Genomic DNA, 22,565 nt, shown 5'->3' with positions numbered 1-22,565 from the left:
ACAAAATGAAAACACTCAATATCTATCTTGTGCGTCATGGAAAAGTAGACGCTCCACCAGGACTCCATGGCCAAACAGATGTAAAAGTTACGCCTGCTGATCAAGAGAGTATTGCTCGGGCTTGGGCTGAGAGTGGACGAGGTGTGGGTGGAATAATTTCTTCTCCACTTTCACGCTGTCAAGAACTGGCAAACATCATTGCTGAACAGCAATTATTACCAGTAATGACGGATGAATCTTTACAAGAGATGGCATTTGGTGATTTTGATGGTATGCCTTTTGATCTGCTCACTGAGCAGTGGAAAAAGCTAGATGCTTTTTGGCAATCGCCAGCACAACATACGTTGCCGAATGCTGAGAGCTTAAGCACATTTTCTAAGCGCATATGTCGCGTTTGGTCTCAAATCATCAACGATATCAATGACAATCTACTTATCGTCACGCATGGTGGCGTCATTCGTATGATTCTTGCTCATGTATTGGAGTTAGATTGGCGTAACCCAAAGTGGTATTCGACGTTGTCGATAGGAAACGCTTCTGTCACGCATGTAACAATTACCATAGATGAGCAAATTTACGCCTCGGTGCGTTCGATTGGCGTACCTCTTTTAACTCGTTAATTTATAAATATTAAAATGCCCAGAACGATATTGCTTACGGGCATAGTCACGGAAGATGTCAGTGGAAGCCCATCTGCTAGGTGCAGGAAGCGAAAATTGACTCAGTTACATAAAAAGGAAATATAGAAATGACAACGCCGAGTTGGGATTTGTCCATCGTTTATAACGACCTTTCTGACCCACGAATTCAAGACGATATTGCTCTTGTGGAACAATGTATTGATCTTTTGAATAAACAATCAGCAGATTGTGGCAACGTAGAGATCATGCAAAATGCGATTTTGACCAATGAAGCCGCGAGTCGTTTAGCGGGTACAGTTGCAAATTTTGCGAGTTGTTATGCTTCTGTTGATGCAACAAACGCCGAAGCGAAATCGTTACTTGGTAAAATGACCCGCATCTTTTCGGAGCTTTCCCAAGCGTTCAGTCCCTTTGATTTGACACTAACGCATGCCGACGAAGAGTTTATCTTGCGCGTGTTAGACCATGAGAATCCTGATATCAGTGGGCAAGCTTTTTCTATCTTGAATTCTAGAAAGTTGGCGGATACTCGTCTTAGCAACGCAGAAGAACAGTTACTGGCTGCGATGAGTGTGGATGGCAAATCGGCTTGGGGTAACCTATACGATAACCTGACTGGCTCATTGAAAGTGAAGCTTGAGTACACAGATGGTAATAGTGAAGAGCTTGGGTTTTCTCAAGCGGCAAGCATTCTTTATGGTTCTGAATTCGAGCGTCAAGAAGCCGCGTGGCGAGGCGTACAAGATGCAATGCAAACGCACCAAGAATCATTCGCTGCGATTTTGAATGCGTTAGCAGGATGGCGCTTAACTGAAAACAAAAAGCGTTCTACGAAGCGTGAAGTTCACTTCCTAGAGCCGAGTTTGCATGGTAGCCGAATCCAAGCTGAAACTTTAAATGCGATGATGACCGTAGCCAAAGACAGTCGAGCTATTGGTCAGAAAGCGGGTTTATTGATGGCGCAAGTACATGGTCTGGATGAGATGAAACCTTGGAATCATCTGGCGGCTATGCCTGCTTTGAGCGGTGAAGCGAAGGTTTACGACTTTGATGAAGCGATTGATGTTATTTGTGAAGCATTTGAAACAGTAAACCCTGAGATGTCGGAGTTTGTCCGTTTGATGGTACAAAATGGTTGGATTGATGCCGCGCCAAATGCTAACAAGCGTCTTGGCGCATACTGCACCAAACTGCCAGCAACGCGAACACCACTTGTGTTTATGACTTGGAGTGGCAGCCGTTCAGACCTTATGACTCTGGCACATGAACTTGGCCATGCGTTCCATAACTGGGTTATTCGTGATTTGCCACTTTGCCAAACTTACTACCCAATGACGTTAGCAGAAACCGCCTCTATCTTTGCAGAAAACATCGTTCGTGATCATTTGATTTCGAAAGCTGAGAGCGTTGATGAAAAGCTCGAGATGTTGTGGGAAGAGTTGTCATCTGCGCTAGCTTTAATGATCAACATTCCGGTTCGCTACGAGTTTGAAAAATCGTTTTATGAACGCCGCCAGGATGGAGAGTTAACCGCAGATGAATTCTGTGAGTTGATGTCAGAAACTTGGAAAGAATGGTATGGCGACGTAATGAGCGAACCGGATCCGTACTTCTGGGCAAGCAAGCTGCACTTTTCTATTGATAGCGTGAGCTTTTATAACTACCCATACCTATTTGGTTTCTTGTTTAGCAAGGGTATCTATGCACAGCGAGAAACCAAAGGCGAAGCGTTTTACACCGATTACATCAATTTGCTGCGCGATACAGGCTGCATGATGGCGGAAGATGTCGTCGAAAAGCATCTGTCGATGGATTTAACCCAGCCAACGTTTTGGCAGCAGAGTGTTGAGCTAGTGCGTGAAAAAGTCGATGAGTTTGAGCGTTTGCTCGCACAGCGCGGCTAAGTTTTTCGCAGTGTTGATGCATAATCTGCTTTATAGCTACAAAAATTTGATCAAATCATAATGATCTTAATCAGGGCTGTGGTAAAGTTCACAGCCCTAACACTTTGTAATTGTTTGAAAATTAAACGCCTCAATGCTTGATTTGAGTGCCTGGCGCGAAAAGGCATCGGATTTTCGAGGGAAATAGTGATTTCTACTCATAAGTGAGATCGCAGCAACAAAAATCCTTTGTACAATTTATTAACATATCCGCCGTGCTATTAAGGAGTAACGCATGACGAAGTCTCTCTTTCGCCAATCGTTTTTAACTGACACGTTAGATGTTCATATTGATGTTGCACCAGCGGAGCAGGTGCTTTCTAACGGTGTAAAACTTAAACTCTATCAGCGTGGTGTATTAGAAGTAATCCCTGCGAATTATACTCAGGATACGAAGAACATCATCATCTCTTGTGGGGTTCACGGAGATGAAACCGCACCGATGGAGCTGGTGGATTCCATTATTCAAGACATAGAATCTGGGTTCCAGACGGTCGATACCCGTTGTCTGTTCATTATCGCTCACCCAGAATCCACTCTGGCGCACACGCGATTCCTCGAAGAAAATCTCAACCGTCTGTTTGACGAAAAAGAACACAAACAGACAAAAGAGCTTGTTATCGCCGATACGCTTAAGCTGCTTGTTCGAGATTTTTATCAGGATACCGACCCGACAACACGCTGGCACCTTGATTTACACTGCGCGATTAGAGGCTCGAAGCACTATACGTTTGCAGTAAGTCCTAAGACTCGTCATCCTGTGCGCAGCAAGGCATTGATCGATTTCTTGGACAGTGCACACATTGAAGCAGTGCTCCTGTCAAACTCACCATCGAGCACGTTTAGCTGGTACAGTGCCGAGAATTTTGGTGCGCAGGCTCTCACAATGGAGCTTGGCCGTGTGGCTCGTATCGGTGAAAATGACCTCGATAAACTGACCGCGTTTGATTTGTCTTTACGTAATTTGATTGCGGAAACGAAGCCAGAACACTTACCAAAACCATGCATTAAGTATCGCGTAAGTCGCACAATCGTTCGTTTGAACGAAGACTTTGACTTTATGTTCGACGACAATGTTGAAAACTTCACCTCATTTGTTCACGGCGAAGTGTTTGGTCATGATGGCGACAAACCATTAATGGCGAAGAATGAAAACGAAGCGATTGTCTTCCCGAACCGCCACGTCGCAATAGGTCAACGTGCAGCTCTGATGGTTTGTGAAGTGAAAACCCGTTTTGAAGAGGGTGAGTTGGTTTACGATTAATCCAACATTGCTTTGAGAAGTTAATTGCAATTTACCGAGGCTTAACTGTAAGGTTAAGCCTCGTTTGTTTTTATCGGCCGCTATGGATTTTCAACAACTTATCCTGAACAAGGAACGACGCTGGCAACGTAACCTGATGGTTATGTCGATCGTGCTCGCTGTACTCTCTGCCATTCACTTGATGGTCGGAGAAATTTTCCTTTCTCCTTTTCAATCCTTATCTGCATTTGAACAGAAGTTATTGGTGGACTTGCGTTTACCGAGGTTAGTGTCTGCGGCAATTATTGGTGCTGCGTTAGCGGTATCTGGCGCGACGTTACAAGTGTTGCTTGGGAACGTGTTGGCTGAACCTGGCGTGCTTGGTATCTCTGGTGGCGCAAGCTTAGCAATGGTCTTAATCATGTTCGCGTCACCTGTTCTTCCTACCCCGATTGTTTTTATGTTGGCAGCGATTGCAGGCTCGATGGTATTCACGTTTGTTTTGGTGGCGATAGCAAGGGCAATGCACCTGACGACGGCTCGATTGCTTTTGGTTGGGGTCGCATTGGGTATTTTATCGAGCGCGATTGTGACCTGGGCATTTTACTTTAGTGATGATCTCAGTTTACGCCAACTGATGTATTGGTTAATGGGCAGTATTGGCGGTGCAAGTTGGTATCAACATACCGTTACTTTGGTGATGTTACCGGTGCTTACCTGGTTATGTTGTAAAGGCAAGTCGCTTGATAAATTGATGCTGGGTGAGATTCATGCGACCCAATTGGGTGTCGATGTGCATCAAATGCGTTGGAAATTGATCCTCGCCATTTCTGTTTTGGTGGGTAGTTCAGTCGCTTTGGGTGGCATCATCAGTTTTGTTGGTTTGGTGGTGCCGCACTTGTTGCGTTTGGCTTTTGGTACGGAAAACCGTTATTTATTGCCACTTTCTGCAATATCTGGTGCTGCGTTGCTTGTATTTGCTGACATCGGCGCAAGACTGTTATTGGACTCCGCAGAGTTACCTTTAGGTGTCATGACAACATCGATTGGCGCACCTATTTTCATCTGGATGCTGGTGAAGAGTCATGATGCACGTTAAACATATGTCGGTTGGTAGTCGATTATTGCCTCTTTCTTTTGAGTGCAAAGCTGGCGAAATCGTACATGTCGTTGGGCCTAATGGTTCCGGTAAGAGTACTTTATTGGCTGCGATTTCTGGTACGTTAAGTCACCGAGAGGGTATGAGTGGTGAAGTGTACGTTGGCAACAAAAACTTGCTTACTTTACCGTTGTCAGAGCAAGCTCATGTTCGAGGTTATTTGTGTCAGCAATCGCGCCCAGCGTTTAATGTTGATGTGTTTCAGTATCTCGCTTTATCTCTGCCAAGTGGTGCTGAGATTGCGGATATCAAAGTGCGTGATGCCGTCAATATGGTGGTGGAGCTGGTACAACTGCAAGATAAGCTTCATCGCAGTATTCAAACATTATCCGGTGGTGAGTGGCAGCGTGTCCGATTAGCAGGTGTATGTTTGCAGGTGTGGCGTACCATTAATCCTTTTTCGCAGTTTTTAATTTTGGATGAGCCAGCAGCACCGTTAGATATTGCGCAAGAGGGTCTGCTCTATCAATTGATTAACGCTATGGCGGCGCAGGGGATTGGAGTATTAGTTGCTAATCACGATCTCAATCGCACATTAAAGCACGCAGATAAAGTATTGCTGCTTAACAACGGTGTGCTGCACTCATCAGGAAATGCCGATACTGTGCTAACGGAAGAAGCTCTCGGGGAAGTGTTCAATACTCAAGTCAAAAAGGTCATCGTAGATGAGCAACCTTATTTAATCTTTGATTAGTATTTAGGGACAACAAAAAACGACCTACTTGAGGTCGTTTTTTTTTAATCGAGATAGCCAAACTCAACGCTTATTGAGTTAACGGTTTTAGATCTGCTGGGCGGTAGTAAACAGATTTGAGTACTTTGCCTTTACGAATGGTTTTACCTTCCGATACGAAATCTTCGGCGCATTTCGCGATGATGTATTCACCTTTCTGCACCGCCATCAACTTGATGCCTTGTTCCGCGTAGAATGCTTCTGTTTCTGAGTACTCTTGCTCGTTACGGCATACTTTGCTCATGTTGCTTGAATGTACTTCATCCCAGCAAGGAATAAATTCGATACCACGGTTTACCGCAACGTTTAATAGAAGATCAATTAAGTAGCTGATCGCCAGGTTGTCTTCTACTTTGCTGTGGCCAAGATGAACGAGACGGCCCATTAATACATACACGCTGTCTACGATGGCATCTGCTTGCTCAGTTTTACAATCTGCTTCTGCTAGCTCTGTTAGCTCTTCGATCGCCAAAGAGGTGTGTAGTGTATCTGCTTGCGTATCAAGGCTTGCAGCGTCTGCGACTGGTAAGTCGAACGTACTACGGAACTCGGTGATATCACGGTATAAGTGATCAAAAATCTCTTGGGTTAGCTTTGACAGTTGCATTCTAATTTCCATTGAATCGATTGAAGCGGCAATGATACCAAACCGCACTTTGAACCCCAAGGGCATTGCATCTAACTGGTGATAAATCTGCCTTTGGGGAATGGTGGTGCTTAACGAAATAGGTAAGGGAACAGCTTTTTACGTTCTTCCTCTGAAAGGGCGGAAACACGAGCGATGTTCGTATCGGGAATGGATTCAGGATCAGGATAGTGTTTTAGTACCTTTTCCATACTCTCTTCGCGAATCAAATGGAAGATCGGGTAAGGAGAACGATTGGTCAGGTTTTCGTCGTCTTCAGGCCTTGCGCCGCCAAAACAGTAATCAGGATGGAAAGTCGCTACTTGGAAAATACCTTCCCAGTTTTGCTGCTTAATTAATCCTTCAACCCAATCTATGCAAAAGTTGTAGTCCCAGAAATCTTGTAGCATGTTGGGAACCACAACCAACGTGGTCTCAAGTTGTTCGGGTTCTGTGTTACTCAGCTCAATCAGCTGCAATAAAATATCTTCAAGAAGCGTTTCTTCTTGAGTCGCTTCACTAACAAAAATTTTGATTTGTTTATTACGTTGCGGTTTGGCAGCAAACGGACAAAGGTTGAGTCCGATTACCACATCGTTGAGCCATTGATCGACCTGTTGAGTGATCGCTTCGATATCTGTGTTTTGTGTTGAACGCGTTGACATACGACTTTCTGGTTTTTATTAAAGTAGCCCAAGCATAGCAGAGTTGGTTATCCAAGTAACCAGAGAGGTATTACGCAAATGAGCGTACCTTAGCTACTCTTTAAACTCGCAGCGTCAGGTGTTTGGTCAGTATGCTTTCTTTCGGCAATGTGTTTCAAATACGCAATCGCAGCAAACATCGCTAGGTAGACTGCGCTTCCCCCCATGAGAACACTCGACCAACCACCATGTTGCCAACAATAAAGAAGTAAGAATCCTCCCAAACTACCGCCTACATAGTAGTGTACTAAGTAGAGCGCTGTCGCGGTGGCTTTGGCGCGAGTGGCATTCTGACCGACCCAACCGTAGGCGAGGGTATGAGTAAAGAAGGCACCAAAACTTATCAGCAACAACCCAAATAGCATTGCAGTCAAGCTTTCAACCGCCGCAATCCACATCCCCGTCATGCTCACTATCGCGCCCAAGAACATGCCGAGGATTGATGAATAACGTTTACTCCAGTGGCCTGCGCAACGAGAGGAGAAAGTTCCTCCCAAGTAACAAATAAAGATCAGTGAGGCCAACCCGACGGGCACATTGTGAGGTTCACTCACCAGACGGAACCCCATTACGGAGTAAAGGTTGACGAACAAAGCAAAGTTGAGTCCTCCTATCAGCATCGCGAACCATACGCGTTGGTTTTTAAAATGACCAATAAGCGCACGATTTTGATGGCGCAAGCTGCTTGATGACGGGGTGAAGTTGCGCTGTGTTGGCAATAAATAGTGAACGCCAATGACACCAAGAAGAGTGAACACCATCATAACTTCAATGGCGACATCAACACTGAAATTGTCCGCCAATAAGCCGCCGCTAATACGCCCTGCAATGCCGCCTAATGAGTTAGCTGCAATGTACGTTCCAATTGCCATCGAGAAAGCGTGCTTGTCGAGCTCTTCTGCCATGTAAGCCACGGCGACCGCAGCAAAAGCTGCGAGCGCGACACCGATCAGTGCTCGACATACCACCAAAAACAGGAATGAGTCACCAAACAGCATCAAAGCAGAAAGGGTAGGAATCGAAAACAGACCAGCCATCATGACTGGCTTTCTTCCCACTGATTCTGATAACACAGCCATTGGAACGAGGCTAAAAGAGAGAGCGAGTGTTGAGGCCGCAAATAGCCAGTTAACTTGCGTTTCTGAGATCGTAAAAATTTGGGCAAAAGTGGGCAGCATTGGCTGTAGTAGGTATAAATTTGAAAAAACCAAAAAGGAACCAAGCGCTAGCGAGAGCGTAATGCGTTTGTATTCCGGTGTGCCAAAACTGACCATGAATCCTGCCTAATGTGAGCAAATGGAGAGACTGTGATCAATCTATCAGTTCGTTATAAATTAAAAAAATATATTAAAAATATGGACACCATATATTTTTGATCTAATGGAATCGAAACAACTTAAACATTTTCTGGCGGTCGCTGAACACGGAAACATTACCCATGCGGCGAAAGCCCTGCATATTGCCCAGCCCGCATTAAGCATTTCTATCAAAAAGTTTGAGCAGTCTTTGGGCGTTACCCTATTTCGCCGTGATGATAAAAAAATCAGCTTAACGAAAGAGGGCGAAACGTTATTTGTACATGCTAAGCGGGTGATTCAACAGTTGCACGACGCGCAGCTCGCGATTGATGAGTTGAAAGGTTTAGCGAAAGGCGAAGTAAGACTAGGGACGCCATCAATGATGGGCAGTTATTTCTTTCCACGAATTGTGATGGCGTTTAAAAGCCAATTCCCTGAGTTAAAATTGACCTTGGTCGAAGCTGGAACTCAATCGATTCGTCGTATGCTGCTCAATGGTCAACTCGATATTGGTGTGATCAGTTGTGATAATGTGCCTGATGATCTAGAAACTGACCATTTGTTTACTAGCCAAATGGTCGCAGTTGTTTCACCTGAGCATGAGTTAGCCCAGCGACACGCTCTTACTTTTGATGAGTTCTTTGAACACGATTTGGTTATGTTTCAGCATGGCTATTTTCACCGCGAATTTTTGGATCAGGTGAGTGAGGAGCATGGGTTTACCATGAAGTCATCATTCGAGACCAACTTACTGCCTTTGATTTTGAGTATTGTAAAACAAGAGTTTGCGATTACCGCGTTACTGGAATTGGTGACTCAACATGAGTCGGGCGTTGTTGGCTTACCGTTTGAACCACCAGTGACGCTGGATCTGGCACTTGCTTGGCGCAAGCAGGGGTATTTATCAATAGCAGATCGAACGTTTATCGACTTTATCAAGCGCTACGTTTAAATGCAGCGCAGATTCATCGTCCGAGCACTAGTCGCCTTTGTACATCTTCTCGAAGTTCTTTGGGTTCCAGCCAATCATTACCCGATCACCAATTTTTAAAACAGGCACTGAACGAGCACCAAGCGCATCAAGTTCTTTGCGACCGCGTTGCATCTTAGCATTGCACAAACGATAGTTAATATTTTTCGAATCCAGATAACGTTGAGCATCTTTGCAGTGAGGGCATTTATCTTTGACGTAAAGAACGACACGTTTCATTGAATTTCTCTCCATTATCATTGGGAGGCGAAGTTTAACGGCCTTTCGTCATAAATGAAAGGCGAAAGCTAAGGTGAAACTGTCCTTTATCTCAGGTATATTGAGCGCCTTTATTTTGTCATAACAGACGTTAACTCTATGCATCCGTCACTTCGATACATTCAAGGCTACCCACAAAACATCGTAGAGCAGGTGAGCTCATTGATAGCGAGTGGCAAGTTTGTTCCTTGGTTCGAAAAACGTTATCCCGATAGGCACCAAATCAAAAGCGAAAGGGCGCTCTATGAGTACGCCATGGCAATCAAAAACCGCTACATGAAGAAAGCCGCGCCAATCAGTAAAGTTGTCTACGATAAGAAAATTCACGCGGTAAACAACGCGCTTGGTTTGCACAGTGTAATCAGTAGAAACCATGGCGGTAAGCTGAAGTCGAAAAACGAGATTCGCATTGCCAATGTATTTAAAGATGCGCCCGAGCCACTATTAAGGATGCTGGTGGTACATGAGTTGGCACATACTCGTGAGAAAAACCACGACAAGGCGTTCTATCAGTTATGTTGCTACATGGAGCCTGAGTATCACCAACTCGAATTTGATGCTCGTTTGTTTATGATTTATCTCGATTTAAAAGCGAATTTGAATGAAGAACAATAATCACAACGCGAAGCAAGCAAAGCCAAAGGCTTCAATGGCGGCTCAGAAGAAAGACGCGAATAAAGACAAGCCGAAGCGTGTTAAAGACAAAGTTGCGCGCAAATCCCCTCAGCCTGCAGGAAAGAGCGAAGTCGAGTTCACAAAAATAGCGAAGAATGGTTTGCATGAGCGTAATGTTCATCGAGGTCGTTACGATTTTAAAAAACTCGTGGAAAGTGAACCACAGTTAAAGCCATTCGTTATCAAAAATCCGAAAGGGGAAGATTCCATAAACTTCTCTGATCCTAATGCTGTTAAAATGCTCAATAAAGCATTGCTTGCTGCGTATTATGGTGTCGAGTTCTGGGACATTCCCGACACCTACCTTTGCCCACCGATTCCGGGCCGCGCTGATTACATTCACCGAGTGGCAGAACTACTTGATAGTGAAGTAAAAGGTCAGTACGCGCACCAAAAAGTGAAAGCGTTGGACATTGGCGTGGGAGCAAACTGTATTTATCCGATTGTTGGTGTAACAAAATACGGTTGGCACTATACGGGCAGCGATGTCGATCCAAAATCCATCCAATCGGCTCAAACGATCGTAGAGCACAATCGTGTTTTGACGGGAAAAATTGCACTGATACAGCAACACAATGATGCCAATATTTATCGAGGTATCATTCAACCGAATGATCGTTATGATGTGACGACATGTAATCCGCCATTCCACCGTTCGGCGGAAGATGCCGCTATGGGCAGCCAGCGTAAAATCGATAATCTAAAAGCAAACCAGCGTAAGAAAGGGCTAAAACCTCAAGCCGCACAAGTAAAGACAAGTAAGCCCGCGTTGAATTTTGGCGGTCAAAACGCTGAATTGTGGTGTGAAGGTGGAGAAGCGGCGTTTATCCGAAAAATGGCGAATGAAAGCCAAGCTTTTGCCGCGCAGGTCTTGTGGTTTACAACCCTTATATCCAAAAAAGACAACGTTCGTCCGATGCGCAAGCAGCTTGAAAAATTGGGTGTGAAAGCCATTCGTGTGGTTGAAATGAGTCAAGGGCAGAAAGTGAGCCGCTTTGTAGCTTGGTCATACATGGATAAGCAACAGCGCAAAGCATGGATTGAACTAAAGTAACGTTGACCGTTTCACACTGAACAATAAAGTAGGAAGCCCGCTGATATCAGCGGGCTTCTATTTTGGGAGATCTAAAACTTAATGATGGGCTCACAATCTAGTGAACTGAGAGAGACAAAAGTATCTGTTTTGGCATAGTACAAGCCACAGGTTTCACCTCTGATCTGCAACGTATATTGGTCTGGAAGATCCGTATAGCTGCCATCCAACAGTTGATTGTTTTTCCCTTTTACTCGTCCTTTTTCAATCAACACATGCGGTGAGGATTCAAATACGTTATTTGCGATTCTAGGTGCTGGTGTCCCTTGGATTTCTGCGATCGCGTTTTGAATCTCTATGACTGTTTCCGGAGAGTTCTTTTTACTCAATGCTTCAACGGGTTCTTGTGACATAGCTTGGCATCCTATCAAAGAAATCGAAGTGCCTAAGAAAAGCGCAACCCGAATCAGCATTCGTAAAAAGTTAGTTGATCTCAACATGAATTGCCTCTGTTCGTAGCGGAGAGCGAAGATCGCTTAACTCCGGAGATGAAATGTTACGCGGCATGGCGTTGAAACTTGAAGGGGATACTGGCGGACAGGTTCCAGTTTCCATGTAGTTTAGTGCCGCAGAAAGCATACCTTCAGATGGATCGCCTAATGGTTTTGTTAGGTCGTCATTGACCCAGCAACCTTCCACTCTATTGTTTAAGCCTAGCTCGGTATTGATTTGGCTCTTTGGAGTAGGAATAAAACCATCAGCGAAGTCGCCAAATTTTTTCTCGTTCGCCGACTTGAACTGAATAGTGTAGTACATAGTGCCGCAGTTTTGTTCTGGTGAGAACCCATACGGTTTACCTGTGGTTGTTGAACCTATTTGGATAACCTCCACATCAATGCCGCGCAAAGCGTTGATTAACAGTTCACTTGAGGAAGCCGTGCCTCCTGAAGTCAGCACATATACGCGCTTTTTGTTCAGTGTCGGAAGCACTTGATCCGAATATTTCTGTGCTGCCCAGTCTATTGCTAGATTCGTAAAGCGATAGATGTTATCCCCATCTTTAATGGTACGCATCACTTTGTCATTGTGAATCAACTCACTGAAGACTCGGTTCTGACCAGCACCGCTTAGCATGTAGCCTACTTGCGAGGACTGAAGGACTAAGCCACCGCCGTTGTAACGTAAATCAACGACGATCTCGTCAACATTCTCTGCTGAGAGCGTACTAAACGCCTCAATAAGCGGGGCTTGAGCGCTTGGTTCAAAGGAGTTGTATTGCAGATAGCCGATCCGCATAGCATTGTGTGTAATCACTTTGGCATTTTTTACTGGAGAGGTCATGACATCAGAGGCGGTAAGCGTCACGGTTTTCTCTAGACCGTCAACACTCTCAAATGTGAAGGTGTAATCTTGATTGATGTCAGGGTTAAAGAGCGTTTTGTTAATAAAATCAATGTCGGACTGACTACCGGTGTTAACCACATCAATATTATTGATTTTCAGAAGCTTATCACCACGAGCAATGCCGCTTCTATCAGCTGGCGAGGCTTCTTCAGTGTAGGAAATACGAACGTCTCGAGGTTGTACGCCACGTAGGAATGCCCAGTTAAAACCAAATCCAGCAACTAAACCGGATTGCGATGATTTCATATCATCTTCATAAGGGACGGTAAAATGGAAGCGATCTTTTGGTTTACCCGTCGCGGTAGTAGCAGAGGTGACCAGCGTATTGAAGTAATCAGTAACAGTTTTGTAGTTTGCTGGATTATTATCAGGAACCTCGTCATACCATAGATACGTTTCGTTAGTAAAAGCTCTTAAAAAGAGTTTTTCGTGTAATGCAGAGCCCAATTTATCTGGATAGGCGGCATAGTTGTCATATGGGTCCAGTCCGACGCGGGGCGTTTCACATTGGCTGATAAACGTTTTCGACGGTTGGCTAAAATCACCGGCTTTCCATGTTGGACCGTTTGCACTGCTAGTGGACGGAGTAGGTGATGAACCATCACCGCCGCCACCGCCACAGCCTTGTAATAATGCGAGAGTGACTGCCGTTGCTAAAGAATACTTAAATTTCACTTTTCTATGTCCTTATAAATAATAGAATTATAATTATGTGTTTTGCTTTTGTTTTTATTAGCTAGGTGAATGTATTAATTTAATTTGTTCGTCTGCAAATTTATAGTTAAATAGTGTGAGGTAAATAACGTAAAAAAGTTGTCTTTTATACTTAAGCTAAATTAGTTATTACTTAAGTTTTCTGTCTATTTCAAAATAGCTAACAAGACCATTAGTAAGTGTGAAATTAAGACAAGCTCTTAGTTGACGAAGCGATGCTCGCTAAATAAAAAATCAGAATTAGATTCAGGAAACGCTTTGAATCAATAGTTTGGTAGGGGTATATGATGTTATCTGGGGTTTGATTGATTTATTTGTCTGATGCTTTAACTTAATTTAGTGAGTTGAGCGACGTGCTTTAATAGGCTTCCGTCAATGTTAGGTAAATCATCAGCGAAAAATATCTGAGCACCGGGAGTGCAGCGCATTAATATATTTGTTAGTTCACCTTCATTGTTGGAAGTGTTAACTGCGTTAAGTTTCGCTAATTTATTACAAAGCTCGTCCTCTATTTGCACTTTCTGCTCTTCGGTGAGCCTAATGCGACCTATACATACGCCTGGGTTGATATCATGAGAAAGCGAATCTTGTTGAAATCGCTCTTTGAATAAGGTGTCTAATGCCGTACCTTCTTCCATAATAAATCGACGACCAGAACGGTAAAACAAGCCGTCTCCGAAGTTTTCGACATATCCTAGAATTTCCGCGATACGCAAATAGAATCGTAAGCTTGTATCAGAAAGTCCGTAAGTTTGGGCTATCTCTTGCGGTTTAATATCACGAGAAGTCAGCATATAAATAAAATCAAGTAAATAAGGATGCTCAACGAAAAGGGCGCTCTCTTCATCTGTTAGCATTTGCTCGTTTTGGTGCTGAAGCTCGTTGGCTAAGGTTGCGAGTTCGATGAGATCGGTATTCAGGTAGTTCAGATAAATAAGTACTTTATCCAAACCTAAAGCTGGATTATGTAGGTGGCGTTTAATACTAGATAAAGGGATGCCACTTTTCTCTGACAAGGAATTGTAGCAAAGCCCTTCTTCTTTAATCTTTTGTCGTAGCGCTGCAAGTAAAAACTTTGGTCCAACATTCATCCTTGAATATCACCTTATTCGTTATTCCGTTTACTGGCTGATATTTTGCCTTTCAAGCAGCAGGTTTCGAATCGCTGTGCCCGCTTCTAGAATGTGCTTTTTCAGTAGATACTTGGCGCCTTCGATATCGCGATTTTGGCACATTTCAAACAAGCTTAAGTGCTCTTCTTCTGCCTTTTTAATGCCTGTAGTAAACAATAGCTGCATGCGTATGTATCGGTCACACTTTGTGTTCAGGTTGTAAATGACGTCCATAGTTTCAGGCATGTTGGCTGGCGCATATAGGGCTTTGTGGAACTCGTAGTTGTAGTTGCTCCATTCTTCTACTTCGTCGCCACTGTTCACTACTGACTCGAAACGTTCGCGAACTTCGCGCGCGCGTTCAAGGTCAGCGTCTGTCATATTTTGAATCGCGCGCTCTAAAATGTGGCATTCCACGACAGCGCGCAGTTCAAATAGCTCATTGATTTTCTCTGGAGATAGTTCAGTGACCGTCGCACCTTTGTGAGGTTCAAAGCTAACGAGTCCTTGTGCTTCCAATTGAACTAACGCTTCACGCACAGGAATTCGGCTAACATTAAACTCTTTTGCTAACGCATCTTGACGTAAAGGTTGACCAGTTTTTAACTCGCCCTTCAAGATCTGAGTTCGAATTGCTTCCTCAACGAGCTGAGTGCGCGTTTTAAAAACAGGTTTCTGTGACATTGAAGTCTCCCGTTAAATTAATATTGTATCCAATCCATTTTACTTTAGTAGTTTATTGTTTTTCTGGCACAAACCAACTAGGAAAGAAGGTTTTGAGAAGTAGAGTGAAATAAAAGGCATCAGTTGATGCCTTTTTGAGCCATTTGTTGATCTTATTGGGACACACTGCCATCTATGGCGCGTTGGATACCTAGTGGGTTCGACGCTTTTAATGAATCCGGCAATAAAGATTCTGGCAAAGCTTGATAAGCGACCGGACGCAACCAACGATGAATAGCCTCCGCACCGACAGATGTTGAGGCAGAATTGGTTGAAGCCGGATATGGTCCACCATGAACCATAGCGTAACCAACCTCGACGCCAGTTGGCCAACCGTTGAATACAAGGCGTCCGGCGATTTCTTCCAAACTTGGCAGCAGTTGCTTGGCTTGTTCTTCGTCTTCAGCGGTAGCGTGAAGGGTTGCGGTGAGCGAGCCAGTCAGTGAATCACTCAGTTTCAACATGTCATCGAAATCTTCACAGATTACGATTAACGATTGAGGACCAAATATTTCTTCCTCCCATTGCGGGTTTTCACGCCAGTTTTTACTGTCCGTCACGAACAGTGCTGGTGAGACATTGGTCGCTTCTGCTTGTTCAGAACGAGTGACGTTAATGCCTGTTTCGGAAGCTCGCTTATTCACTTCGGATTCATACGTTTCTCGGATTCCTTGAGTTAGCAAAGTGGCCGTTGATTGTTGTCGAATTAGCCCTTGAGCGGTCTCGATAAAGGCTTGCGTTTCTGGGCTATTCAAGACAAATACAACGCCAGGTTTAGTACAAAATTGTCCACAGCCCAAAGTCATAGAAGCTACAAACTCTTCAGCCAATGAGGCGTTTGCTCGTATGGCTGAAGGGAGAATAAATGTTGGGTTAATCGCCCCTAGTTCACCATAGAATGGGATTGGCTCTGGTCTTTGCTGAGCTAGATTGAACAGCGCACGGCCACCACCGACGGAGCCTGTAAACCCAACCCCTTTAATTTTTGGATCGGTAACGAGTGCTTGGCCAAGTGCGCGTTTGTTGCCTTGCAATAGCGTGAAGATGGCTTGCGGTAAGCACTCTTTCTCCAGTGCAGCCTCAATACACTCTGCAACAAGTTGACTGGTGCCAGGGTGGGCGGTATGGCCTTTTACAATCACAGGACAGCCAGCTGCCAGTGCCGAAGCCGTATCACCACCTGCCGTAGAAAATGCGAGCGGAAAATTAGACGCACCAAACACGGCGACAGGGCCAATTGCGATTTGTTGACGGCGAATATCTGGTTTTGGCAGTGGTTGACGGTTTGGGTTTGGCGTATCGAAAATTGCTTGATGGTGATTACCCGATCTCACAACCTCGGCAAATAGTCTTAATTGGCTCGCTGTACGTCCTATTTCACCGCTTAAACGTGCTTCGGGAAGGGCAGTTTCCAAATGAGCACGAGCAACGATTTCTTCACTCTTCACTTCCAATTCAGAGGCGATAGAGCAAAGTAAGCTCGCTCGCTTTGCATTGCTTAGTTGGCGAAACTCACGCGCAACGCTTTGGGCGGCTGAGGCGGCTTGATTAACTTCTTGCTCTCCATGTACCGGAAACGCTATAGGTAGAGGCTCACCAGTAAAGGCGTTGACTGCGTAAAAAGTGGTTGGTTCTTGTGGGTTCATCATTCTTCCTTACTATCCTTATTACTTCACTTCAAATCCGTACGCATATGGGTCTTCATCGTCTACCCATATCGTGTTGTGACCGTATACTTGTGCCCATCCTTCAATGCTTGGCAAAATAGCGGCTTTGCCATTCACTTCGGTAATGCCTTCTATACGTCCTTGAAATAGGCTGCCGATGATACTTTCGTGAACAAAGTCTTCCCCTTGATTGAGCTTGCCTCTTGCATGCCATTGCGCCATACGTGCACTTGTTCCCGTACCACATGGCGAACGATCCAACGCTTTGTCGCCGTAAAACACAGCATTTCGAGCGGTGGCGTTTTCTTGAGTGGACTCTCCGGTCCATAGCACGTGAGAAACACCGCACACTGTTGGATCTTCTGGATGTACGCACTCAACCGCTCGAGATACCGCTTCGCGAACTTTTGGTGAAAGCATCAAAATTTCATCTGGAGAGTAGTGTTCAAGTCCGGCGTAGTTTTCTTGAGGATCGACGATTACGTAATAGTTTCCGCCATAAGCAACATCGACAGTGAGCTCACCTAAGCCCTCTATGTCCACGGTTACGTCTTGGTGGGCAAGGTAAGCTGGTACGTTAAATATCTTCACCGACGTGACCTTGTCACCTTTTGTTTGGTAGTGCACTTCGATTTGTCCTGCTGGGACATCAAGTATCAAACGGCCTTCTTTTTTGGGAGTGATAAGGCGATTCTCGATAGCGGTAGTGACGGTTCCAATGGTGCCGTGGCCACACATTGGTAAGCAGCCACTGGTTTCAATAAACAGAATTGAAGCGTCTGCGTTATCGCTGCAAGGAGGCAAGACAACGGACCCCGACATCATTGAGTGTCCGCGAGGCTCAAACATGAGTGCCTGACGAATCCAATCATAATGCTCAAGAAAGTATTGGCGCTTTTCGCTCATGGTATTGCCTTCGAGTGGAGGCACACCGCCTGCTACCAGCCTAACTGGGTTGCCGCAGGTGTGGGCATCAATACAGAAAAAAGTTCCTTGTCTCATTTTTCGCTCCTTGCTGAAAAAATGGTTGAATTAAACAATAGTGATGTTAACGTAATGTAAAATATATTGTATACAATCTACGTTTTCAAGTGTGACTCGGAGCATATTTATGTTGGTCAAGGATGAAACCAAAAAGGAAAGGATCGCCGTGATAGGTGCGGGGATTATTGGCTTATCAATTGGATTGAAGTTGCAGCAACAAGGTTATCAAGTCACGATTTTTGATCCCAATGGCGTGGGGAATGGATGCTCTAAGGGAAACGCAGGTCATATCGCGACTGAGCAAATCTTCCCTCTTGCAACGCCAGCGCTGCTTCCACAATTACCTAAAATGCTGCTAGATTCCAAAAGTCCGGTTTCGATCCGTTGGCAAGATATTCCAAACACAATCGGGTGGATGATTCGTTTTCTATTACAAACCAAGCCATCAGCCGCGGAGCGGGCAAAAAACGCGATTAAGAGTCTTAACGAGCGGTCAGTGGCAAGTTGGCGTGGCGTGCTTGATTCAATCGGAAAAGCGCATCTAATAAAAATGAATGGTTCATTGCTCACTTTTGAAAACGAGAAACTGTTTCAGAATTATCAAAGCACGCTTAACTCACTGGCTAAAAACGGTGTGGCGTATCAAGTTTGGACACAAGAGGAGATTCGAGAGCGGATACCTGATCTCAGCCATAAGGTTCGTGTCGGCGTCTTTTTTCCCGATACAGGTCATACGCTAGACCCCTATCAGCTCTGTGTTGAGCTAAGTGAAGCTTTTGAAGTTATTGGCGGTAAGGTTTTACAAAAAGATGTATCTGCGTTGGCGAAAAATGGCGAGGTGCTGGTTGAGTCTCAAACGTATTCATTTGACCGAATCATTGTTGCTGCTGGTGTACATTCTAAGCCTTTGATACGGCAGCTAACCGGAGTCAAAGTGCCTATTCAAGCCGAGCGTGGTTATCACCTAATGGTGGATGACAAGCGTGATGTACTGCCATTTCCTATTAGCTCTGCAGATAGAAAATTCATCATGACTCCGATGTCTGGCGGGCTACGCTTGGCAGGCACTGTTGAGTATGCCGATGTAGAATCACCACCCAATATGAAACGTTCAGAAATGCTTTTTCAGTTAGGTGATGAGATGTTTGAATCGGAGTTAAATCCACTCAAGCAAGGAGAAAAGTGGATGGGTAATCGGCCTTCAACAGTCGACTCGTTACCGGTTATTGATAGCATTTGGGATGGAAATGTATTACTGGCATTTGGCCACCAACACCTTGGATTAACTCAAGCGGCGATTACGGCAGATCTCCTTTTAGAGCTTATCGAAGGAAAGCCGACATCGATTGATCTATCACCTTTTTCATTACAACGATTCGCCTGAAAAAATTTAATATTAAATATTGTATAAAATATATTAAATGCTAATGTTAACTTAATTTTAACAAAAATGGTGTCCAGCAGCCGTACTCGGATGCCTCCAGAAAAACAACCAAAAGGAGTAAAACATGTCACGAATGACCAAAGCACCATTGGCGCTGTTGATTTCAGGAATGCTGTTGGGGACCTCTGCTTATGCTGAAGACAAATTGACGGTCGTATCTTGGGGTGGTGCATTCACCAAGAGCCAAGTGGAGGCATATCACAAGCCTTTCATTAAAAAAACAGGTGTCGAGATCGTATCCGAGGATTTCAGCGGCGGATTAGCCGAAATTAAAGCGCAGGTGGAAGCGAACAACGTGCGCTGGGATTTGGTTTCTCTCGACAAGCCAGACATTGTTCGTGGTTGCGCCGAAGGGTTACTAGAACCAGTGAACCCAAGTATTTTGCCTCCGGGCGCAGATGGAACACCAGCACAAGAGGATTTTATTGATGGTGCGATTCACGAGTGCGCAATCAATACCATCGTAGTGTCCACTGTATTAGCGGTGAACGAAGACGCGTTTAAAGGTAAGGCTTTGCCTAGCAAGTTGACCGATCTCTTTGACCTAAAAACTTTTCCAGGTCGACGTGCATTGCAAAAACAGCCTCAGGGTAATCTTGAGTGGGCACTATTGGCTGATGGTGTAAAGCCAGAAGAGGTCTACAGCCTGCTCGAAACCGAAGCGGGGCGTGAGCGTGCTTTTGCTAAGTTGGATACGATCAAATCAGAAGTGCTGTGGTGGACAACAGGTGCCCAGCCACCTCAAATGCTTGCAGACAAAGAAGTGGTGATCGCCTCGGCGTTTAACGGCCGAATCCACAATGCCCGTAAGGATGAAGGTCAACCATTTCGGATTATATGGGACCGTCAAATGGGTTACATGAATGGATGGGCGATACCTAAAGGGAGTGAGAACACAAAGCTTGCATTGGACTTCATTGCTTTTTCTTCAGGAACAAAACCATTAGCTGATCAAGCTAAGTACGTTGCCTATGGGCCTACGCGTAAGTCGTCTTCGGCGGAGGTGAACCCAGACATTTTAGCGAACCTTCCTACCGCACCTCAAAACTTCCAAACCGCCTTCCTGATTAACGATGAATGGTGGTCAGACTACGCGGATGAACTAAATGAAGAGTTCAATACCTGGCTGCTTAACTAGGCGTTAATTTGTGTATGGGGTCGAGTTTCATCCATAAGCGAGGTTCCGTACTTTCCTCAACTGTATTTATGTTTTCGGAGAAATGATGAAAGTCATCGAAGCACAGCAAGTCGCGCAATGTTTAACAATGAAGTCTCTTATTGAAACGATGCGTGAAATGTACTCGCGGCCAGCAACAATACCTCAACGCCGAGTCATGCCCTTAGAAGAGGGAGAATACGAGGCGTTTGCGCTACTTCCAGCTTGGAACCAGGAGTTGATTGCGGTGAAAGCCTTTACGTATTTCCCGCATAACCCTGAGCAAGGCAAAGATACGCTTGCATCTAAGCTGCTTGTTTTTAGACGAAACGATGGTGAGCCGCTCGCACTCGTGGACGGTAAAGTTTTAACGTTTTGGCGCACCGCCGCAGCTTCTGCGTTGGCAGCGGACTATTTGGCGCGTCCCGATGCTGATCGTCTGTTGATCTGCGGAACGGGCAATCTTGCGCCTTATTTTGCGTGGGCATACGCTGCGGTTCGCCCACTTAAGCAGGTTTATATTTGGGGGCGTAACTCAGATAAAGCCGAGGCGACGGTAGATGCCATTGTGTCATCTTCAGAGTATCAGTCGCTTCCTGATGAGCGTCGGTTTCGCGTTTCAGTCGTAGAAAAAGTGGACCACGTTATCAAACACGTTGACATCATCAGCTGTATTACTGCATCAGCAGAGCCTTTGTTTAATGGCGCAGACGTGCAGCCGGGCACCCATATTGATTTGGTCGGTAATCATGACTTGGACAAGCGTGAATGCGACTCTAAAGCAGTGCAACGAGCACAGGTGTATGTTGATAGCCGTATTAATGTATTAGCCGAAGCGGGCGATCTTCTCATTCCAATTCAAGAGGGCGTATTCACGTCAGACGATATCAAAGGGGAATTACCGCAGCTTTGCGCCCAACAAATCTCAGTACGTCAAAACGATGAGGTCATTACTTTATACAAATCAGTTGGCAGTGCTTTGGCTGATTTGGCCGCTGTAAAGGCGGTGTTGTTAGAAAATGGCATAGATAGCCATGTCTGAGCATTTTCGCTCGTTCATTTAAATTGCATACAATATACATATAAGGAAAGTAGTTCATGAAAATTGATTGGAAAGGTGTTTATCCGGCGGTCAGTACGCAATTTCGTCAAGATCAGTCAATCGACTTAGACGCAACGCAAACCGTTATAGACAACCAGATTAAAGATGGTGTGAATGGCATTATCTGCTTAGGTACTGTCGGTGAGAACTGCGCGTTGTACCCGAAGGAGAAACGCCAGGTCTTGCAAGCGGCAAAAGAAGTCGTAAATGGCCGTGTGCCTTTGATTGCTGGTACAGCAGAGTCTATTACCACAGCAGCTGTTGATTACATGCAGGATGCGTACAAAATTGGTATCGATGGTTGTATGGTGATGCCTGCCATGGTTTACCGCACGTCTGAGAGCGAAACGTTCGAATATTACCGCACGCTAGCAGAGGCAACGCCAGAAATGCCAATCATGATTTACAACAACCCTGTTGCTTATGGTGTCGATGTAAACCTCGATATTATGGCGAAACTGGCTGAGTTTGAAAGTATTGTAGCTATCAAAGAGTCGACCACTGATACTCGTCGTATCACTGAGCTTTACAATAAATTTGATGACCGCTTTACCGTGTTCAGTGGTGTTGATGACATCGCTCTTGAATCATTGATGCTAGGTGCGACCGGCTGGATTTCTGGTTTAACCAACGCATTCCCAGAAGAGTCCGTTGCGATTTATAAACTGGCAAGCCAAGGTCGTTATGCTGAAGCGTTAGAGATCTACCGTTGGTTCTTACCCCTACTGCGTTTAGACACCATTCCTACGCTGGTTCAGTGCATAAAATTGGCCGAGCAAGTCTGCGGACGTGGCTCTGAACAAGTTCGTGCGCCACGCCAACTCTTACAAGGTGAAGAGCGTCAACAAGTCATTCAAATGGTTGAACATGCGTTAGAAACCCGCTTAGACCTATCCAAATACAATCTGTAATTGTGCTGTTTAGTAGAGCGTTAACTGACGCTCTACTCATTCGTA

General features: G+C 45.0%; 22 protein-coding genes. 12 read left to right on the top strand and 10 right to left on the bottom strand.

Going from position 1 to position 22,565, the window contains the following annotated elements:
- Positions 1 to 5 precede the first annotated feature (5 nt).
- The 5 genes from cobC (at position 6) to btuD (ending at position 5,680) form a co-directional block, all read left to right on the top strand.
- The gene (gene cobC, locus NL626_RS01515) at positions 6 to 620 is read left to right on the top strand and encodes an alpha-ribazole phosphatase (protein ID WP_253656921.1); all 615 of its coding nucleotides are present in this window, start codon (positions 6 to 8) and stop codon (positions 618 to 620) included.
- Between the two features lie 128 nt (positions 621 to 748).
- A complete protein-coding gene (locus NL626_RS01510; protein WP_130546029.1) occupies positions 749 to 2,545 on the top strand; it encodes a M3 family oligoendopeptidase in 1,797 nt (598 codons plus the stop codon).
- A gap of 274 nt (positions 2,546 to 2,819) precedes the next feature.
- The gene (locus tag NL626_RS01505; protein WP_005377878.1) at positions 2,820 to 3,848 is read left to right on the top strand and encodes a succinylglutamate desuccinylase; all 1,029 of its coding nucleotides are present in this window, start codon (positions 2,820 to 2,822) and stop codon (positions 3,846 to 3,848) included.
- 82 nt (positions 3,849 to 3,930) lie between these two features.
- Positions 3,931 to 4,926, top strand: a complete 996-nt coding sequence (btuC, locus tag NL626_RS01500; RefSeq protein WP_053306934.1) for a vitamin B12 ABC transporter permease BtuC — start codon at positions 3,931 to 3,933, stop codon at positions 4,924 to 4,926.
- Positions 4,913 to 5,680, top strand: coding sequence for a vitamin B12 ABC transporter ATP-binding protein BtuD (gene btuD / locus NL626_RS01495; RefSeq protein ID WP_082245220.1), 768 nt, complete (start codon positions 4,913 to 4,915; stop codon positions 5,678 to 5,680). Before btuC ends, btuD begins: the two co-directional genes overlap by 14 nt.
- Before the next feature lie 70 nt (positions 5,681 to 5,750).
- On the opposite strand, the gene NL626_RS01490 is transcribed toward btuD, so the two are convergent.
- From NL626_RS01490 to NL626_RS01480, 3 genes are all read right to left on the bottom strand, one after another.
- Positions 5,751 to 6,326, bottom strand: a complete 576-nt coding sequence (locus tag NL626_RS01490; protein ID WP_005377875.1) for a nucleoside triphosphate pyrophosphohydrolase family protein — start codon at positions 6,324 to 6,326, stop codon at positions 5,751 to 5,753.
- 110 nt (positions 6,327 to 6,436) lie between these two features.
- Positions 6,437 to 7,009 (bottom strand): DUF1415 domain-containing protein, encoded by a 573-nt coding sequence (locus NL626_RS01485; RefSeq protein ID WP_017633946.1) that lies wholly within the window; start codon positions 7,007 to 7,009, stop codon positions 6,437 to 6,439.
- An 89-nt stretch (positions 7,010 to 7,098) separates the two neighbouring features.
- Positions 7,099 to 8,322 carry an MFS transporter gene (locus NL626_RS01480; protein WP_006741641.1) on the bottom strand — a complete coding sequence of 408 codons (1,224 nt, stop codon included), beginning with the start codon at positions 8,320 to 8,322 and terminating at the stop codon, positions 7,099 to 7,101.
- A gap of 106 nt (positions 8,323 to 8,428) precedes the next feature.
- On the opposite strand from NL626_RS01480, the gene NL626_RS01475 reads away from it, so the two are divergent.
- Positions 8,429 to 9,298: a LysR family transcriptional regulator gene (locus tag NL626_RS01475; RefSeq protein WP_005389786.1), complete on the top strand. Its 870-nt coding sequence runs from the start codon at positions 8,429 to 8,431 to the stop codon at positions 9,296 to 9,298.
- A 27-nt stretch (positions 9,299 to 9,325) separates the two neighbouring features.
- On the opposite strand, the gene NL626_RS01470 is transcribed toward NL626_RS01475, so the two are convergent.
- Positions 9,326 to 9,556, bottom strand: a complete 231-nt coding sequence (locus NL626_RS01470; RefSeq protein ID WP_005377871.1) for a glutaredoxin family protein — start codon at positions 9,554 to 9,556, stop codon at positions 9,326 to 9,328.
- A 138-nt stretch (positions 9,557 to 9,694) separates the two neighbouring features.
- Here NL626_RS01470 and NL626_RS01465 point away from each other — a divergent pair, with 138 nt between their 5' ends.
- Positions 9,695 to 10,210 (top strand): M48 family metallopeptidase, encoded by a 516-nt coding sequence (locus NL626_RS01465; RefSeq protein WP_005377870.1) that lies wholly within the window; start codon positions 9,695 to 9,697, stop codon positions 10,208 to 10,210.
- A complete protein-coding gene (gene rlmF, locus NL626_RS01460; RefSeq protein ID WP_213871598.1) occupies positions 10,197 to 11,324 on the top strand; it encodes a 23S rRNA (adenine(1618)-N(6))-methyltransferase RlmF in 1,128 nt (375 codons plus the stop codon). Before NL626_RS01465 ends, rlmF begins: the two co-directional genes overlap by 14 nt.
- Positions 11,325 to 11,395: 71 nt before the next feature.
- On the opposite strand, the gene NL626_RS01455 is transcribed toward rlmF, so the two are convergent.
- From NL626_RS01455 to NL626_RS01430, 6 genes are all read right to left on the bottom strand, one after another.
- Positions 11,396 to 11,716 carry a hypothetical protein gene (locus tag NL626_RS01455; RefSeq protein WP_025766761.1) on the bottom strand — a complete coding sequence of 107 codons (321 nt, stop codon included), beginning with the start codon at positions 11,714 to 11,716 and terminating at the stop codon, positions 11,396 to 11,398.
- 70 nt (positions 11,717 to 11,786) lie between these two features.
- The gene (locus NL626_RS01450) at positions 11,787 to 13,382 is read right to left on the bottom strand and encodes a S41 family peptidase (RefSeq protein ID WP_206957309.1); all 1,596 of its coding nucleotides are present in this window, start codon (positions 13,380 to 13,382) and stop codon (positions 11,787 to 11,789) included.
- A gap of 365 nt (positions 13,383 to 13,747) precedes the next feature.
- On the bottom strand, positions 13,748 to 14,512 hold the full coding sequence (locus NL626_RS01445) for a hypothetical protein (RefSeq protein ID WP_005377865.1): 765 nt from the start codon (positions 14,510 to 14,512) through the stop codon (positions 13,748 to 13,750).
- A gap of 30 nt (positions 14,513 to 14,542) precedes the next feature.
- Positions 14,543 to 15,217, bottom strand: a complete 675-nt coding sequence (locus NL626_RS01440; RefSeq protein ID WP_005377862.1) for a GntR family transcriptional regulator — start codon at positions 15,215 to 15,217, stop codon at positions 14,543 to 14,545.
- A gap of 152 nt (positions 15,218 to 15,369) precedes the next feature.
- On the bottom strand, positions 15,370 to 16,902 hold the full coding sequence (locus tag NL626_RS01435; RefSeq protein ID WP_213876743.1) for an aldehyde dehydrogenase (NADP(+)): 1,533 nt from the start codon (positions 16,900 to 16,902) through the stop codon (positions 15,370 to 15,372).
- A 21-nt stretch (positions 16,903 to 16,923) separates the two neighbouring features.
- A complete protein-coding gene (locus tag NL626_RS01430) occupies positions 16,924 to 17,925 on the bottom strand; it encodes a 4-hydroxyproline epimerase (protein ID WP_253656920.1) in 1,002 nt (333 codons plus the stop codon).
- A 109-nt stretch (positions 17,926 to 18,034) separates the two neighbouring features.
- On the opposite strand from NL626_RS01430, the gene NL626_RS01425 reads away from it, so the two are divergent.
- The 4 genes from NL626_RS01425 to NL626_RS01410 all read left to right on the top strand — a co-directional run bounded on the left by NL626_RS01425 (position 18,035) and on the right by NL626_RS01410 (position 22,520).
- Positions 18,035 to 19,291 carry an FAD-binding oxidoreductase gene (locus tag NL626_RS01425; RefSeq protein ID WP_253656919.1) on the top strand — a complete coding sequence of 419 codons (1,257 nt, stop codon included), beginning with the start codon at positions 18,035 to 18,037 and terminating at the stop codon, positions 19,289 to 19,291.
- A 124-nt stretch (positions 19,292 to 19,415) separates the two neighbouring features.
- A complete protein-coding gene (locus NL626_RS01420; RefSeq protein WP_054576452.1) occupies positions 19,416 to 20,489 on the top strand; it encodes a polyamine ABC transporter substrate-binding protein in 1,074 nt (357 codons plus the stop codon).
- A gap of 85 nt (positions 20,490 to 20,574) precedes the next feature.
- Positions 20,575 to 21,549: an ornithine cyclodeaminase family protein gene (locus NL626_RS01415; RefSeq protein WP_054577903.1), complete on the top strand. Its 975-nt coding sequence runs from the start codon at positions 20,575 to 20,577 to the stop codon at positions 21,547 to 21,549.
- Positions 21,550 to 21,605: 56 nt separating this feature from the next.
- The gene (locus NL626_RS01410) at positions 21,606 to 22,520 is read left to right on the top strand and encodes a dihydrodipicolinate synthase family protein (protein ID WP_054577902.1); all 915 of its coding nucleotides are present in this window, start codon (positions 21,606 to 21,608) and stop codon (positions 22,518 to 22,520) included.
- The last annotated feature ends 45 nt before the right edge of the window (positions 22,521 to 22,565 follow it).

The organism is Vibrio sp. Y58_MX_L22 (genome assembly GCF_024181865.1).
GTDB lineage: Bacteria > Pseudomonadota > Gammaproteobacteria > Enterobacterales > Vibrionaceae > Vibrio > Vibrio alginolyticus.
The sequence above is the reverse complement of the archived record's forward strand: the minus strand, read 5'-3'. Positions and strand labels throughout refer to the sequence as shown.

Bases quoted from the DNA above. Each gene is read 5' to 3' on its own strand.
- NL626_RS01505 (WP_005377878.1), top strand. From the start codon at position 2,820: ATGACGAAGTCTCTCTTTCGCCAATCGTTTTTAACTGACACGTTAGAT.
- NL626_RS01470 (WP_005377871.1), bottom strand. From the start codon at position 9,556: ATGAAACGTGTCGTTCTTTACGTCAAAGATAAATGCCCTCACTGCAAA.
- NL626_RS01435 (WP_213876743.1), bottom strand. From the start codon at position 16,902: ATGAACCCACAAGAACCAACCACTTTTTACGCAGTCAACGCCTTTACT.
- btuC (WP_053306934.1), top strand. From the start codon at position 3,931: ATGGATTTTCAACAACTTATCCTGAACAAGGAACGACGCTGGCAACGT.
- NL626_RS01425 (WP_253656919.1), top strand. From the start codon at position 18,035: ATGTTGGTCAAGGATGAAACCAAAAAGGAAAGGATCGCCGTGATAGGT.
- rlmF (WP_213871598.1), top strand. From the start codon at position 10,197: ATGAAGAACAATAATCACAACGCGAAGCAAGCAAAGCCAAAGGCTTCA.
- NL626_RS01445 (WP_005377865.1), bottom strand. From the start codon at position 14,512: ATGAATGTTGGACCAAAGTTTTTACTTGCAGCGCTACGACAAAAGATT.
- NL626_RS01465 (WP_005377870.1), top strand. From the start codon at position 9,695: ATGCATCCGTCACTTCGATACATTCAAGGCTACCCACAAAACATCGTA.
- NL626_RS01455 (WP_025766761.1), bottom strand. From the start codon at position 11,716: ATGTCACAAGAACCCGTTGAAGCATTGAGTAAAAAGAACTCTCCGGAA.
- NL626_RS01410 (WP_054577902.1), top strand. From the start codon at position 21,606: ATGAAAATTGATTGGAAAGGTGTTTATCCGGCGGTCAGTACGCAATTT.
- NL626_RS01420 (WP_054576452.1), top strand. From the start codon at position 19,416: ATGTCACGAATGACCAAAGCACCATTGGCGCTGTTGATTTCAGGAATG.
- NL626_RS01440 (WP_005377862.1), bottom strand. From the start codon at position 15,217: ATGTCACAGAAACCTGTTTTTAAAACGCGCACTCAGCTCGTTGAGGAA.
- NL626_RS01490 (WP_005377875.1), bottom strand. From the start codon at position 6,326: ATGCAACTGTCAAAGCTAACCCAAGAGATTTTTGATCACTTATACCGT.
- NL626_RS01480 (WP_006741641.1), bottom strand. From the start codon at position 8,322: ATGGTCAGTTTTGGCACACCGGAATACAAACGCATTACGCTCTCGCTA.
- NL626_RS01485 (WP_017633946.1), bottom strand. From the start codon at position 7,009: ATGTCAACGCGTTCAACACAAAACACAGATATCGAAGCGATCACTCAA.
- NL626_RS01475 (WP_005389786.1), top strand. From the start codon at position 8,429: ATGGAATCGAAACAACTTAAACATTTTCTGGCGGTCGCTGAACACGGA.
- NL626_RS01430 (WP_253656920.1), bottom strand. From the start codon at position 17,925: ATGAGACAAGGAACTTTTTTCTGTATTGATGCCCACACCTGCGGCAAC.
- btuD (WP_082245220.1), top strand. From the start codon at position 4,913: ATGATGCACGTTAAACATATGTCGGTTGGTAGTCGATTATTGCCTCTT.
- NL626_RS01415 (WP_054577903.1), top strand. From the start codon at position 20,575: ATGAAAGTCATCGAAGCACAGCAAGTCGCGCAATGTTTAACAATGAAG.
- cobC (WP_253656921.1), top strand. From the start codon at position 6: ATGAAAACACTCAATATCTATCTTGTGCGTCATGGAAAAGTAGACGCT.
- NL626_RS01510 (WP_130546029.1), top strand. From the start codon at position 749: ATGACAACGCCGAGTTGGGATTTGTCCATCGTTTATAACGACCTTTCT.